This is a genomic window from Flavobacterium franklandianum, assembly GCF_007097365.1.
Lineage (GTDB): Bacteria > Bacteroidota > Bacteroidia > Flavobacteriales > Flavobacteriaceae > Flavobacterium > Flavobacterium franklandianum.
Window position 1 is genome coordinate 44,554 of sequence record NZ_VJZR01000002.1, and the last position, 13,734, is coordinate 58,287.

A 13,734-nucleotide genomic window follows, 5' to 3' on the forward strand; every position below is an offset into this window, starting at 1 on the left:
AATAATATGAGCGTACCAGCAAATTTAAAGTACACAAAAGATCACGAATGGGTTAGCATTGAGGGTGATGTTGCAACAGTAGGAATTACTCATTTTGCACAAAAAGAATTAGGCGATATTGTATATGTTGAAGTAGAAACTTTAGACCAAACTCTCGAAAAAGATGAAGTTTTTGGAACAGTTGAAGCCGTAAAAACAGTTTCAGATTTGTTTCTTCCTCTTTCGGGTGAAATTATAGAGTTTAATGATGCGCTAGAAAGCAAGCCAGAAAGCGTAAACACTGATCCTTATGGAGATGGATGGATGGTAAAAGTGAAAATTGCAAATAATGCCGAAATTGATTCTCTTCTTTCGAGTGAATCTTACAAAGAATTGATAGGTGCGTAAAACGATTTTTTTATACTTGGCTATATTTTGGAGTGGCTTGATTATTTATTTGTGTTTGAAAAACGCCAATGAAATCAAACAAATAGAAATACCAAACTTTGATAAAATTATTCATTTTGTCTTTCATTTTGTTTTTACAATGCTTTGGTTTTTGTATTTAAAAAAGAAGTTTAAGATTTCAAATAATATTAATCTTTTAGCTGTAACATTAATTATCTCCTTAGTTTTTGGCATAGCAATCGAGCTGATGCAACAATATCTTACAACAACCAGAACAGCAGACGTTTTGGATGTTTTGGCTAATTTGTTGGGAGCTTTTCTTGCAGCATTCCTAATCATTTTGGTGAATGCCTACAATGGGTTAATAGATAGAATTTAATTCACAAATTACAAGTTAAACAAATGAATATTAAGCAATACTTAGATTCGACTTATTTAAAAACACCCTCACAAGCAGGACTAACTGAAGCTGAGAATACAATTATTGTCAAAGAATTTATTCAAGAAGCCATCGATGAGAATTTTAAACTCATTATGATTCGACCGGATTTGGTTTCATTAGCAAGCAAAATGATTACAGATGCAAATTCTGTGGTGCAAATAGGAACTGTAATCGATTTCCCAGAAGGAAAAGCAGGATTAGAAGCTAAGCTTGTCGAAGCAGCTCAAGCGATTCAAGATGGAGCCGATGATTTAGATTTTGTTTGTAATTACGAAGCTTTCAAAGCTGGAAATGTGGATTTGGTCAAAGAAGAAATTTTAAAGTGTACCCAATTAGGCTTAGCCAATAACAAAGTTGTAAAATGGATTATCGAAGTGGCAGCACTTAGCGAAAAGCAAATTATTCAGCTTTCGGCTTTAATAAAAAACCTTGTTATTTCTAATTTTAAAGAAGAGAATTATGCTTCGGTTTTTGTAAAATCGTCAACAGGGTTTTTTAAAACAGAAAATAATTTGCCAAACGGCGCTACAGTTTCATCAATTATCATAATGCTCGAAAATGCCAATCCACTTCCTGTAAAAGCTGCGGGTGGAGTGAGAACCTATGATGAAGCAGTCGAAATGATTCGATTGGGTGTAAAACGAATTGGCACTTCTGGAGCCAAAGCTATTGCAAATGGGCAAAAAACAGAAGGCGGTTACTAAAATCAAAAACACAATATGAAAAAAGGATTACTGACGTTGTTTTTGTCTCTTAGCACTCTTGTTGCTTTTTCTCAAGATGTAAATAGTAAAAAGACCATTTTTTCTGCAGAGCAGTTTCCTGTTTTTCCAAAATGCGAGAATTTGCAGTCCAAAGAATTAGAAAAATGTTTCTACAATGAGGTGCAGGATTTCGTCTTCCAAAATTTTGTAGTTCCTGAAAACTTGGTTCAAAATAAATTTAAAGGCAATGTAAAAGTACTTTTCGAAGTCGATAAAAACGGAGTTTTCAAAGTGATTTATGTAAACGCTGTCGATGATGCTTTGATTAAAGAAACGAAAAGAGTTTTTGCAAAATTCCCAAATATTAAACCATCAACTTACAACGGAAACCCTACTTTTTCTCAGTACAACGTCACCATTGCAATACCTTTGAAAAGTATAGAACAATTGGCTTCTGAAGCTTTAGTTGTAGCCGAATCTACAAAAGCAATTCCTAAGCAACTTACGGAATTAGATAGTATTGTGTATGAAAAATTCAATAATCCACAGTACAATAGCCATTTGAATGTGCCGTTTTCACACAGTTATTATGCTCATTTTGACCCAGCAATGAATCAGGTAGGAGCTAATAATCATACCGCTTCAAAGCCATATACTTATGTAGAAGTGGCCAAATATTACAATCTTGCTGCAGAAAACGAAAAGATAAAGAAAAAAGCTTCTGGCTGGTGGGCGAGAAAATTATGGAACGAAAACCTGGTCGAAATTCAAGGGGAAGACTATTGGTTTGTTTTAAATCCAATTTTCGATTTGCAAGTGGGAACTGCTTCCGGCAAAAATCAAGTTGATACCTTCATCAACACACGAGGAATAAATTTGAGTGGTGGCTTGGGTCCTAAACTAAATTTCACTACAACCATTTATGAAAGTCAAGGTCGTTTTGCAGATTATTACAACCGTTATGCCGAGTCTATTAGACCTGCAGGTGGAAACCCGGCCATCATTCCTGGAATTGGAATCGCTAAAGATTTCAAGACGGATGCTTATGATATTCCCTCGGCTGATGCCAATTTGACTTTTGCTCCAGCAAAATTCGTCGATTTGCAATTGGGTTATGGACGAAATTTTATTGGCGATGGGTACCGTTCCATATTCGAAAGTGATGGAGCAAGTCCGTATCCTTATTTTAAAATTAACACTAATTTCTGGAAAATAAAATACACAAATACCTATATGTGGCTCAAAGATGTGCGTCCTGAAGTAACTCTCGAACGAACCTATGCGACCAAATATATGGCGAACCATTATTTGAGTTTGAATGTTACGAATCGATGGAATCTAGGTTTATTTGAATCTGTAATTTGGACAGATACCAATAATCGGGGTTTTGATGTGCATTTTGTAAACCCAATTATTTTTTATCGTACAGTTGAGTTTACTTCATCGGCTCGAACTGGAAATGCAGTTTTGGGCTTGAGTTCTAAATTCAAATGGAACAACAATGTGACGTTTTATGGTCAATTTCTTTTAGATGAATTTTCGCTTGGTGAAGTGAAGAACGAATCGAATAGTTGGAAAAATAAATTTGCGTATCAATTGGGTGTGAAATATTTTAATGCCTTTAAAGTGGATAATTTATTGTTGCAATTCGAATTCAATCACGTGCGTCCTTATGTGTATTCGCATAGCGTGCCGATTACTAATTACGGACATAATAATCAAAATATTGGGCATCCTTGGGGAGGAAATTTTCAAGAGCTTCTTGTTATAGGGCGTTACCACAAAGGCCGACTTTATGCCGATGCAAAAATTACTATTGGGACAAAAGGTTTGGATTATGACACTACTCAAAACACATTTAATTATGGAGGAAATATCTACAAAGATTATGATGTGAATAGGCCGTATGATTCCGGTGTGAAAGTAGGACAAGGAAATAAAACCAATATTTTTATCACCGATTTACAAGCCGGATATTTGGTAAATCCAATGACGAATATGAAACTTTTTGGCAGTTTTATTTACAGAAACTTCAACCCAAATCAAAACACGGCAACAGTCTTTAACGAAAGCACCACTTGGTTTTCTTTAGGCATTCGCTCGGATGTGTTTAATTGGTATTTTGATTATTAGAGGTTTAAAATTTTTTGTTAAAGAAAGACTTTTTGCAATATAGACCATGTGTAATTTAACAAATGAATAGTGCTAAATAATATGATTGATCTAATTCATCCAGCTGATTTTCAATTGAGTGTATTTTATTTTATTTTTTTAATTTTTATTTGTGTTATTTATAAATTTGAATTAAAAAGCAAAAAAAATATGGGGCCTTTAACCGATTATGATAAGTATTATTGTAAATCTTCCATAAAATCTTTAGGTTTGATTATTCTATCTGCAATATTATTTGCAATATACTTTCTAAAAGCAATTTTTTAAATAAATCTCAATCTCGAAAATCTTCCAATTTTTCAAAAGTTAAAATCGCAACCACAACCCCAAAAGTTGTGGTTTTTTTATTTTAAAAAAATCTTCCAAAATGAGGAAAACCGTAAGGAAGTTAATTTTATTGACTTTAAGTTTGTGTCAAAATAACAAATTATAGAATGAAAACTATCGAAAACGAATCTTTAGAAAAAATATCTAGCTTGGATTTGAGCTATGTGATTTTCTTTTGGAAAGAGTACGATTCAAATTCGGTTGTAATCGCTCACGACGAATTAGTAAAAAGGAAGTATCCCATTACAGGGAATTTCTACGATAAAATGACGGAGTTTTGTAAAAAACAATTGCCGTCTGAAAACCGAAAAGATTTAATTTAAAGAAATCTGTATGAATTATGATTGTAAACAATTTCAAAAAAATAACTATCGGTGAAAAAGGAGTGATTCTGAAGTTTAAGTCGAAAGAGCCAAAAGAAATTCCGTTTTCAGAAATTAACCAAATATATATTAAAGTAAAAAAAACTCCAATACAATATGTTTTGTTATTTGTTGTGGTGTCTTTAAGTATAGTTTTACTCTCATTGTGGATTTTTGGGTTAACATTGGTTGCGTTTTCGCCCTTGTTTTTGGTTTTTGTCGGTGTAATAAAATTGTATAGTTATAAACGCTTTGTTTTGAAAATAAAATTAAAAAATGGCAGTTCGGTCATACAGACCATTCCGTTAAGGTTAAAACATAAGACCATCGAAGACATAACTAAAATACGTAAAGCCATTTTAGTTTGCGTTAAATCCTAAAAATCCCTACTATTCATTCCTTTACTTGGAGGATTTGTATTTCAAAGAATCAATAATCCAAAATTATTTTTGGAAAACTAAAGCAATTAACAAGCATTTTGAATATGAAATGACAAAATTCCTTTTTTATGAATTGTTTTTTGCCTAATCCCTTTTGATAAACTACTTTTGCAAAAGTTTTAAAAAACAAACCAAGCAAACTTTGAATAGTACACCCAATTCCATTTCCATAAAATCCATTTATATTGATTTTAAAGCAATCACAAAAGCGGGTTTAGCTATTAGTGTTGTTTTTTCGTCAATAGCAGGATTTTTGCTTGGAGTTCCAGATATTCTTTCTTTAGATTGGACAATTTTGCTTAAGCTAGCCATTGGTGGTTATTGTATGGTAGGCGCTTCGAATGCTTACAATCAAGTTATCGAAAAAGACCTCGATGCCTTGATGGATAGAACCAAGAATCGTCCCGTTCCCGCAGGAAGAATGTCTCCGAATGTCGCTTTGGTCATTGCTAGCATTCTTACTCTTATCGGAATTGTGTTGCTTTACACCATCAATCCAAAAACAGCTATGTTTGGAGCGATTTCAATATTTTTATACACGAGTATTTACACGCCTCTGAAAACGGTGACATCGTTGTCGGTTTTTGTGGGAGCGATTCCCGGAGCGATTCCTTTTATGTTGGGTTGGGTTGCGGCAACGGGTAATTTTGGCATCGAAGCTGGAACCCTATTCTTAATTCAGTTTTTTTGGCAGTTTCCTCATTTCTGGGCAATCGGTTGGTTCTTATACGAAGATTATGAAAAAGCAGGTTTCTTTATGTTACCAACAGGAAAAAAAGATAACGGAACGGCTTTGCAAATCATATTATATACAGTTTGGCTAATTATAGCTACACTTTTGCCGTCATTAGGTTATACCGGACAATTATTTATTTCGCCCGTGGCGGCAGTTTTGGTCTTTTTGCTAGGACTTTGGATGCTTTTTTATGCAGTGAAATTGTATAAGTCAAGAACTACCAAAGCCGCGAGAACTTTAATGTTAGTAAGTGTCTCTTATATTACTTTATTGCAATTAATTTATATATTTGACAAAATTTTAAGATAGATATGACAACTACAATGACCGCCGAAGAGCATAAATCAAGAACAGCAAGATCATACAAATTGTTGTTGTTGTTTGCTATGATCAGTATGATTATGATGTTTGCTGGCCTCACTAGTGCTTTTGTGGTGAGTAAATCAAGAGCCGATTGGTTGAAGGATTTTCAATTGCCAACAGCTTTTTATTACAGTACGATAGTAATTATTGGTTGTAGCATCACTTTTCATTTGGCTAAAAAAGCCATTCAAAAGGACAAGCAACAATTAACAACAACATTTCTTTTAGCCACTTTAGCTTTAGGGATTTTATTTGTGGTGTTGCAATTTGTAGGTTTTGGACAAATTGTAGAAAGTGGTTATTATTTTACTGGAGCCGAAAGTTCCATTACAACAACATTTCTATACATAGTAACGGTGGTTCACTTGTTGCACCTTGCTGGCGGATTAATCGCTCTTTTTATTATTATATTTAAACAATTGAAACATAAATACAATTCAACACAAACTTTAGGCATTGAACTAGGTGCTATGTATTGGCACTTCCTAGATTTATTGTGGATTTATTTATTTTTATTTTTATTTTTCTTTGAATAAGAAAAAATTGTAGATTTGGAAACTTTTAATTAAAATATTTTTATGAGTACAGTTACAACTGCGAATAGTGGAGAAAAAGTATGGGGTGGCGGCGACAACCAGCCCTTAGGTGCCAGTTATGGCAAATTGATGATGTGGTTCTTTATCCTGTCAGATGCATTAACATTTTCAGGATTTCTTGCTGCTTATGGATTTTCAAGATTTAAATTTATTGAAACTTGGCCTTTAGCTGATGAAGTGTTTACGCACTTTCCTTTCATGCATGGAAACCCTCAGCCAATGCTTTATGTAGCATTTATGACTTTTGTTTTGATCTTTTCATCCGTAACAATGGTTCTTGCTGTTGATGCTGGTCACGAAATGAAAAAGGACAAAGTAGTCATTTATTTGTTTTTGACCATTATTGGTGGTTTAATATTCGTAGGGTCACAAGCTTGGGAATGGAAAAACTTTATAAAAGGAGAATTTGGCGCTGTTGAAACCAAAGGAGGAAGTTTACTTCAGTTTGTTGATACAGATGGAAAAAGAGTAGCACTTGCTGATTTTGCTGCAACGCTGCCAGAAGAAAGAGAACAATTGACACGAGATAAAGGAAGATGGTTCATGGATGAGCCTACTTTGCCATCCTATTCCGTTGCCGAAGTTCAAGCAGGTTTCAAAGCACATCCAAATATTTTGGTAAGAACAGAGATGATAGATGCCAATAAGAAAAAAACAGTGCTGACTAGAAGCGAGTCTGAATCGCGTTTGAAAGACGCTAGTTTAGTCGTAGAAGGTGCAAATCTGACTAGAAATGAATATGGCAGTAAGTTGTTTGCTGACTTCTTTTTCTTTATCACAGGTTTTCACGGTTTCCACGTATTTTCTGGAGTTATTATTAATATTATCATTTTCTTTAATGTGTTACTTGGAACATACGAGAAAAGAAAAAGTTATGAAATGGTTGAAAAAGTTGGGCTTTATTGGCACTTTGTTGATTTAGTTTGGGTTTTTGTATTCACAGTTTTCTATCTAGTTTAATTCACAAAAAGGTATTATTATGTCACACGCACACGTTTCTAACACAAAAAGAATTTGGACAGTTTTTGGATATTTGTCTTTAATAACAATTGTTGAGGTAATTTTAGGAATTATTAAGCCAGGAATTTTGCACAACAATAGTTTATTAGGCTTGAACTTGTTAAACTGGATTTTTATTATTTTAACTTTGGTTAAAGCATATTATATAGTATATGCTTTCATGCACATGGAAGGCGAAAAATCGGCTTTAAGATATGCTGTTATTTTACCTTTTATATTTTTGATTATTTATTTACTTTTCATTCTTTTGATAGAAGGAAATTATATTTTCGAGGTTTTTAAGAATTCTACCATCAAGTGGAATTTTTAACAAAATATTAATTCAATAAAAAGGGTGCGCATTGCGTGCCTTTTTTTATTTTTGTACATTATTCTGTTGCTTCTATTATGAAAAAAAACATTGTTCTCTTCGTTCTTTTTGTTTTACCCATTGTTGCCTATCTTTTTTTCGCATCAGGGGTAAACAGTTTTACAAAATTACCAATAATCACTCCAAAAGTCGCCGATTTTGGCAATTGGAAATCGCTGAAAAACGAGAAAGTCAGTCTTGATAACAAAATTACTATTCTTGGTTTTTCGGGAACCAATATTCTAAAAAATAGAGGCAATTTTTTTAATCTTAACGCAAAAATTTATCAGCGTTATCACGAATTCAAAGATCTTCAATTTGTGGTTATTTGTCCTTTGGGAACCCAAGGGGATGCACAGACCATTATCGATGCCTTAAGCGCTTCTACAGATGTTAGTCAATGGCATTTTGTTTTTACATCGCCAGATGAAATCAAAACCTATTACGACCAGCTAAAACTTGTTGGAAATTTGGATTCAGATTTTGGAACTCCAAACGTATATATTGTTGATAAGGAAAGAAATCTTCGCGGAAGAAAAGAAAAAAAAGGGTATAAAGAAGGGTATAACACTTTTCATCCTGCTGAATTGAGCAACGAAATGCTGGACGATTTCAAAGTTATTCTTTACGAATATCGTGCAGCTTTAAAGAAAAATCATAATGCTACAAAAAAACTTTAAACAATAGAAATAATGTTCAAAAATAAATCTTATATCGGGATATCCTTCATCATTTTGGTTTTCGGAATCTATGTCATTCCTAAAATTATCGACCGTTTTCAAAACAACGAAATTGTAAAAGGAGATCGGTTGGACAAAATTTCTAATTCTAATTCAAATAATGAAAGTTTGGTGAAAATTGGTCCAGCTCCAAAATTCGAATTGGTCAATCAGGATAATATCAAGGTTACTAATGAAACCTATAAGGGTAAAGTCTATGTTTTAGAATTTTTCTTTTCGACCTGTCCTACTATTTGTCCGAAGATGAACCAAAGTATGTTACAAATAGAAAAAACCTTCTTTGGTAATCCTAATTTCGGAATTGTTTCTATTACTATCGATCCTGAACATGATACTGCTAAAGTTTTAAAAGAACATCGGGAATTATTAGGCGTAAAATCTTCGAACTGGAATTTTTTGACAGGTGATAAAACCTATATATTTGATCTTTCGAACAAAGGGTTCAATCTTTATGCAGGAGAGAATAACAAAGCAAAAGGAGGGTTTGAACATTCGGGATTGTTTGCCTTGATTGATAAAAATGGTGACATTCGTTGCCGAAGAGACAAATACGGAAACCCGATTTTATATTATGATGGTTTAGAAAAAACAGGAGTTAGGGACATTCAACAAGATATCGCAATTTTATTAAAAGAATAAACATGGAAAATAATTCATTAGAAAAAAAATTCAGTAAGGTTATTGTAGGAGTGTCAATCTTAATTCCGGTTGTGGTTGCACTGCTTTTTACTGTTAAGCTAAAAGATCTTGGCTACAATGTGGAGCCACTTCCGTTTCTTCCACCAATTTATGCTACAATAAATGGAATTACAGCTCTAGTATTGGTTGCAGGTGTTTTTGCTATTAAAAACGGAAACAGAATACTTCACAAACGGTTGATGACTTCGGCAATTGCACTTTCAGTAGCTTTTTTGGTGATGTATGTTGCTTATCATATGACTACAGATTCGACAAAATTTGGTGGTGAAGGTTCAATAAAAATGGTGTATTTCTTCATTTTAATATCCCATATCATTTTGTCTATTGCAGTTATTCCATTAGTATTGATAACTTATGTTCGAGCTTTGGCAGAACGTTTTGATAGGCATAAAAAAATTGCTAAAATCACATTCCCAATTTGGTTGTATGTTGCTGTAACTGGTGTCGTGGTTTATTTAATGATTTCCCCTTATTATGTTTAGTAAATTTAGAAGTGAGAATTTAGAATTTAGAAGTTGGAAGTTGGGAGCTGGAAGAGGGAAGATGGAAGTTGGAAAAACAAATTCCAAATTAAAGACTTTCTTTTTTGGAATTTGTTTTTTCTTTTTTGGAGTTTCATCTTATGCTCAATGCGCTATGTGTCGTGCTGCTCTGGCGGGTGAAGGCAATAAGGTTAAAGCCGAAGCTGTAAATGATGGTATCGTTTACTTGATGGTGATTCCGTATTTGCTTGTTGCTGGAATTGGATATTATGTGTATCGAATGCGAAAAAAGAATAAGCAATAACAATTTCAATGAAAATTTGAAATTCCTAATTCACAAAATCATCATACTTTTCGATTATCGCCTCATCTCCTTCGAGGAGAGCTGGGGAAGGGATTACTTCAAGCCATCCACAGACACATTCACTGTCCCTTTAACTTTTATGAAAGCAATAATAGCTTTATTAGTAAGTTGAATTTTCTCGAATTGAATATCATCCATTTTTCCGTTGACAAAAACGCCCGGCATTGGAGAGTAATTTTTTAAATAAGCGGCCATATTTTGTTTTCCTTCTTCTAAATTTGCAACGATAGAATAGCGACAACTCTCCTGAATTTTTCTTAAAACCAGCCCTTGTACAAGCCAATTGGCGGTTCGCATTAATTTATTTTTGGTATCTAAGGCATAATCCAATTTGTCAAAAAAGATTTCTTTTGTTTGTTCGTTGTATTGCGGAAAACCTGTTAAATAAATTGTTCCATTTACGCTTCCTAAAACATCCAACGCAATAACCATTTTGTCATTTTTATGCCAAATGTCCACCTTTTGAACTTTTACTTTTTTGCTTCCAGAGCCAAATTCCTGTCCAGCAAAATTCTTGGTCATTATTTTTGAAGCTTCTGCAAAAGTGGAAACTGCAGCAATGTTTGCTGTGATTTGGTTTGGGTTTTTTGTTACCGGCTTTAGGACAATTTTTGATGCATCGAATTTTGATTCTGGTTGTTTTCCTATTAATGTAGTCATAGTGCATTTCATTCCCATGTCCATCAAAAAAGAATCGTTTTTGAGTACGGCATTGGTCGAATAAATTTCAATGGGAGTTATTCGGAGCCAACTTTCATAAGCTTCACTCATTTGAAATGGAGTGCAAATTTTTTCTAAAGCGGCTAAAACATTAGGCTTGAAATCCATCGATTTTTCTATCGCACCATCAATGCTCTTCTCTATTTTTGCTCTGAAAAGCTTGATTGCAGGAGTCATAACATAAGTAACGGGAACATTTTTTCCAAAAACAACCATCGTTGGGCTTTCGTTCCAATCTAACGATTTAAGTTCAGTTTTGGTTATGAGTTTCCAATTGGTCAAAGCCACGTCGCTCATCAAAGTAACCACTCCGTTAAGATTGAATTCCTTAGTGTTATATAAATCCACACCTAAAGTTTTGGTGCCAATTCTATATTTGAACAAGACTTTCAAAGGTAAAATTGTTTTTATTTTTCCAGTGGCGCTTTCTTTGTCACTTTCGATTGTTATTGGAGCCAATTTCCAAATTTTCATTTCTATATTATCGTCTTCAATATTATTGTCCTCGTAAATTAAACCATTCAAGAGTGTGTTGGTTTGATTTTCAACGTCTTTCAATTTTACACTGATAGGTAAATTAATATAGGAAACAGCGTTTTCATAAACCAATGGGTCGGCATTGTCGGGTTCTGGTTTTAGTGCTGCTATTTTATTAGTTGAAGAACAACTAGATATTAAGAAAACTACTAGAAAAACAACTAGGACGGAAAGAAATTTGAACATTTTATTTTAATTTGATTCAACAAAATTAACAAAACAAATATATTTTTAGGCTTAGGCTGTAACATATTTATAGAAATTAGGTCTTATATAAAAATAGTATGGAACGTTTAACATTTTCTTGTTAAAATTAAAATTAAAGAATTCCTAAATTTGTTTAAAATTATCTAAAATGATTGAAATTAAAGACTTACATAAATCGTACACCGTAGGAGGTTCGGAATTGCACGTGCTAAAAGGAATCAATTTCAATATCAAAGAAGGTGAGTTGGTCGCGATTATGGGATCGTCAGGCTCAGGAAAATCTACGTTATTGAATATTCTTGGGATTTTGGATGAAGCCGATTCAGGACTTTATACTTTGGACAATGTGCCTATCAAAAAATTAAACGAAACTATCGCTTCTCGATATCGAAATCAATTTCTTGGTTTTGTTTTTCAATCTTTCAATCTAATTAATTATAAAAGTGCTTTAGATAACGTGGCTCTGCCATTGTATTATCAAGGGTTGAAGCGAAAAGAGCGTAACGAAATTGCGATGCGGTATTTAGAGAAAGTGGGTCTAGCATCCCATTCGCACCATTTGCCCAATGAACTTTCTGGAGGACAAAAACAACGTGTGGCTATTGCAAGAGCTTTGGCATCAAACCCTAAAGTTTTATTAGCTGATGAGCCAACAGGAGCTTTGGACACTTTGACTTCTTATGAAGTCATGGAATTGATACAAGGAATAAATGACGAAGGAAAAACCATTTTAATTGTGACGCACGAACCTGATATTGCTGCCATGTGCAAACGGAATGTAGTCTTAAAAGACGGAATAATCATCGACGATAAATTTGTAGAACAAGTAAGAGCTTCTTCTTATGTTTAATATAGAACGCTGGCAAGAAATATTTGAGGCAATCGCCAAAAACAAACTGAGAACTTTTCTCACGGGACTTTCTGTGGCTTCGGGGATCTTTATTTTAGTTATTCTTCTTGGAGTTGGAAAAGGGTTGCAAAACGGAATTGAAAAACAGTTTGAGCGTGATGCTGCTGGAATTATTGAAGTTTGGTCTGGCACAACTACCAAGGCTTATAAGGGAATGAATCCAGGTAGAAACATTCAATTTCGAAATAGTGATTATGATATTTCAGTTCAAAAATATGGTGATTTATTTGATAAAAATGGTGCAACTTATAATGCTTGGGGAGCTAGTATTGTATATGGAAAAGAGTCTGGAAATTACCAATATCGTGGCGTAAATCCAGATTATTTAGCCATTGAAAATGCTACTGTAGTTAAGGGGCGTTTTGTAAATGCTAATGACTTGATTAATTCTGAAAAAGTGGCAGTGATTGGTCAAAAAATTAATTTAGATTTATTTAAGGGAAAAGATCCTATTGGAGAAAAAATAGCAATAAATAATATCAATTTTAAGGTGGTTGGGGTTTTTACTGATCCAGCTGGTGAGAGGGAAGAAGGTCGGGTGTACTTGCCATTATCTACTACGCAACAAGTGTATGGAGTAGGAGATAAAGTAAGTGTTTTGTTTTATACTTTAAAAAAGAAAGATAGTTATGAAGAAGCTGTCGCCGAAGCGACTAAATTCTCTACAGATTTAGGCCTTTTGCTAAGAGGTAAAAATTCAGTCGCTCCTGATGACGAAAGCGCTATTGGAATCAATAATTCAGTTATTGAAGCCAAAAAGTTTTATGATTTGAATCTGTATATCCGCTTGTTCTTTTGGTGGGTTGGGATTTGTACTATTATCGCTGGTGTAGTTGGAGTTAGTAACATTATGATGATTATAGTAAAAGAACGAACTAAGGAAATTGGCATTCGAAAAGCGCTTGGTGCTTCACCACTTTCCATTATAATCATGATTTTGCACGAATCTATATTTATAACCACTATTTCTGGTTTTATGGGCCTTTTGACAGGTTTAGCTTTACTTGAATTAGTAGGTCCTCAGGCAGAAAGTGAATATTTTAGGAATCCACAAGTAGATTTTACTGTAGCCATATCGACCTTAATAGTTTTAGTGATTGCGGGAGCTTTGGCGGGATTTATTCCAGCGTATCGTGCTGCAAAAATTAAACCTATTATAGCACTTAGAGACGAATAA

Annotated in this window: 16 protein-coding genes; 15 read left to right on the top strand and 1 reads right to left on the bottom strand. The window is 33.8% G+C overall.

The features are described 5' to 3' along the window. Positions 1-6: 6 nt before the first annotated feature. The 13 genes from gcvH to FNW17_RS02725 all read left to right on the top strand — a co-directional run bounded on the left by gcvH (position 7) and on the right by FNW17_RS02725 (position 10,123). Positions 7-387: a glycine cleavage system protein GcvH gene (gene gcvH / locus FNW17_RS02665; RefSeq protein WP_144070806.1), complete on the top strand. Its 381-nt coding sequence runs from the start codon at positions 7-9 to the stop codon at positions 385-387. After that, a complete protein-coding gene (locus FNW17_RS02670) occupies positions 380-766 on the top strand; it encodes a VanZ family protein (protein WP_144070807.1) in 387 nt (128 codons plus the stop codon). The genes gcvH and FNW17_RS02670 overlap by 8 nt, the downstream gene beginning before the upstream one ends. Positions 767-789: 23 nt before the next feature. Next, positions 790-1,533, top strand: coding sequence for a deoxyribose-phosphate aldolase (deoC, locus tag FNW17_RS02675; protein ID WP_144070808.1), 744 nt, complete (start codon positions 790-792; stop codon positions 1,531-1,533). A gap of 15 nt (positions 1,534-1,548) precedes the next feature. Continuing rightward, positions 1,549-3,666, top strand: a complete 2,118-nt coding sequence (locus FNW17_RS02680; RefSeq protein ID WP_144070809.1) for a capsule assembly Wzi family protein — start codon at positions 1,549-1,551, stop codon at positions 3,664-3,666. Between the two features lie 473 nt (positions 3,667-4,139). Then, positions 4,140-4,355: a hypothetical protein gene (locus tag FNW17_RS02685; protein WP_144070810.1), complete on the top strand. Its 216-nt coding sequence runs from the start codon at positions 4,140-4,142 to the stop codon at positions 4,353-4,355. Between the two features lie 621 nt (positions 4,356-4,976). Then, positions 4,977-5,879, top strand: coding sequence for a heme o synthase (gene cyoE, locus FNW17_RS02690; RefSeq protein WP_126563107.1), 903 nt, complete (start codon positions 4,977-4,979; stop codon positions 5,877-5,879). Between the two features lie 2 nt (positions 5,880-5,881). Next, positions 5,882-6,469 (top strand): cytochrome c oxidase subunit 3, encoded by a 588-nt coding sequence (locus tag FNW17_RS02695; protein ID WP_143390674.1) that lies wholly within the window; start codon positions 5,882-5,884, stop codon positions 6,467-6,469. Between the two features lie 42 nt (positions 6,470-6,511). Then, on the top strand, positions 6,512-7,489 hold the full coding sequence (locus FNW17_RS02700) for a cytochrome c oxidase subunit 3 (protein WP_143390673.1): 978 nt from the start codon (positions 6,512-6,514) through the stop codon (positions 7,487-7,489). Positions 7,490-7,508: 19 nt separating this feature from the next. Continuing rightward, entirely contained in the window at positions 7,509-7,859 is a 351-nt protein-coding gene (locus FNW17_RS02705) for a cytochrome C oxidase subunit IV family protein (RefSeq protein ID WP_143390672.1), read from the top strand. A gap of 77 nt (positions 7,860-7,936) precedes the next feature. Beyond that, positions 7,937-8,578, top strand: coding sequence for a hypothetical protein (locus tag FNW17_RS02710; protein WP_144070811.1), 642 nt, complete (start codon positions 7,937-7,939; stop codon positions 8,576-8,578). Positions 8,579-8,590: 12 nt separating this feature from the next. Continuing rightward, positions 8,591-9,277: an SCO family protein gene (locus FNW17_RS02715; protein WP_144070812.1), complete on the top strand. Its 687-nt coding sequence runs from the start codon at positions 8,591-8,593 to the stop codon at positions 9,275-9,277. 2 nt (positions 9,278-9,279) lie between these two features. Beyond that, positions 9,280-9,819, top strand: coding sequence for a DUF420 domain-containing protein (locus tag FNW17_RS02720; protein ID WP_143390669.1), 540 nt, complete (start codon positions 9,280-9,282; stop codon positions 9,817-9,819). Then, entirely contained in the window at positions 9,812-10,123 is a 312-nt protein-coding gene (locus FNW17_RS02725; RefSeq protein ID WP_394344360.1) for a hypothetical protein, read from the top strand. The genes FNW17_RS02720 and FNW17_RS02725 overlap by 8 nt, the downstream gene beginning before the upstream one ends. 93 nt (positions 10,124-10,216) lie before the next feature. Here the strand turns inward: FNW17_RS02725 and FNW17_RS02730 are convergent, their stop codons facing one another. After that, positions 10,217-11,626 (bottom strand): DUF4403 family protein, encoded by a 1,410-nt coding sequence (locus tag FNW17_RS02730; RefSeq protein WP_144070813.1) that lies wholly within the window; start codon positions 11,624-11,626, stop codon positions 10,217-10,219. 169 nt (positions 11,627-11,795) lie between these two features. On the opposite strand from FNW17_RS02730, the gene FNW17_RS02735 reads away from it, so the two are divergent. Beyond that, the gene (locus tag FNW17_RS02735; protein ID WP_144070814.1) at positions 11,796-12,497 is read left to right on the top strand and encodes an ABC transporter ATP-binding protein; all 702 of its coding nucleotides are present in this window, start codon (positions 11,796-11,798) and stop codon (positions 12,495-12,497) included. Further along, positions 12,490-13,734 carry an ABC transporter permease gene (locus tag FNW17_RS02740; RefSeq protein ID WP_144070815.1) on the top strand — a complete coding sequence of 415 codons (1,245 nt, stop codon included), beginning with the start codon at positions 12,490-12,492 and terminating at the stop codon, positions 13,732-13,734. The genes FNW17_RS02735 and FNW17_RS02740 overlap by 8 nt, the downstream gene beginning before the upstream one ends.

What these genes read in the sequence shown, in the direction of transcription:
- FNW17_RS02680 (WP_144070809.1), top strand. Translation starts at nt 1,549, where the DNA reads ATGAAAAAAGGATTACTGACGTTGTTTTTGTCTCTTAGCACTCTTGTT.
- FNW17_RS02705 (WP_143390672.1), top strand. Translation starts at nt 7,509, where the DNA reads ATGTCACACGCACACGTTTCTAACACAAAAAGAATTTGGACAGTTTTT.
- FNW17_RS02740 (WP_144070815.1), top strand. Translation starts at nt 12,490, where the DNA reads ATGTTTAATATAGAACGCTGGCAAGAAATATTTGAGGCAATCGCCAAA.
- FNW17_RS02715 (WP_144070812.1), top strand. Translation starts at nt 8,591, where the DNA reads ATGTTCAAAAATAAATCTTATATCGGGATATCCTTCATCATTTTGGTT.
- FNW17_RS02695 (WP_143390674.1), top strand. Translation starts at nt 5,882, where the DNA reads ATGACAACTACAATGACCGCCGAAGAGCATAAATCAAGAACAGCAAGA.
- FNW17_RS02730 (WP_144070813.1), bottom strand. Translation starts at nt 11,626, where the DNA reads ATGTTCAAATTTCTTTCCGTCCTAGTTGTTTTTCTAGTAGTTTTCTTA.
- FNW17_RS02710 (WP_144070811.1), top strand. Translation starts at nt 7,937, where the DNA reads ATGAAAAAAAACATTGTTCTCTTCGTTCTTTTTGTTTTACCCATTGTT.
- deoC (WP_144070808.1), top strand. Translation starts at nt 790, where the DNA reads ATGAATATTAAGCAATACTTAGATTCGACTTATTTAAAAACACCCTCA.
- gcvH (WP_144070806.1), top strand. Translation starts at nt 7, where the DNA reads ATGAGCGTACCAGCAAATTTAAAGTACACAAAAGATCACGAATGGGTT.
- FNW17_RS02735 (WP_144070814.1), top strand. Translation starts at nt 11,796, where the DNA reads ATGATTGAAATTAAAGACTTACATAAATCGTACACCGTAGGAGGTTCG.
- FNW17_RS02685 (WP_144070810.1), top strand. Translation starts at nt 4,140, where the DNA reads ATGAAAACTATCGAAAACGAATCTTTAGAAAAAATATCTAGCTTGGAT.
- FNW17_RS02700 (WP_143390673.1), top strand. Translation starts at nt 6,512, where the DNA reads ATGAGTACAGTTACAACTGCGAATAGTGGAGAAAAAGTATGGGGTGGC.
- FNW17_RS02720 (WP_143390669.1), top strand. Translation starts at nt 9,280, where the DNA reads ATGGAAAATAATTCATTAGAAAAAAAATTCAGTAAGGTTATTGTAGGA.
- FNW17_RS02725 (WP_394344360.1), top strand. Translation starts at nt 9,812, where the DNA reads ATGTTTAGTAAATTTAGAAGTGAGAATTTAGAATTTAGAAGTTGGAAG.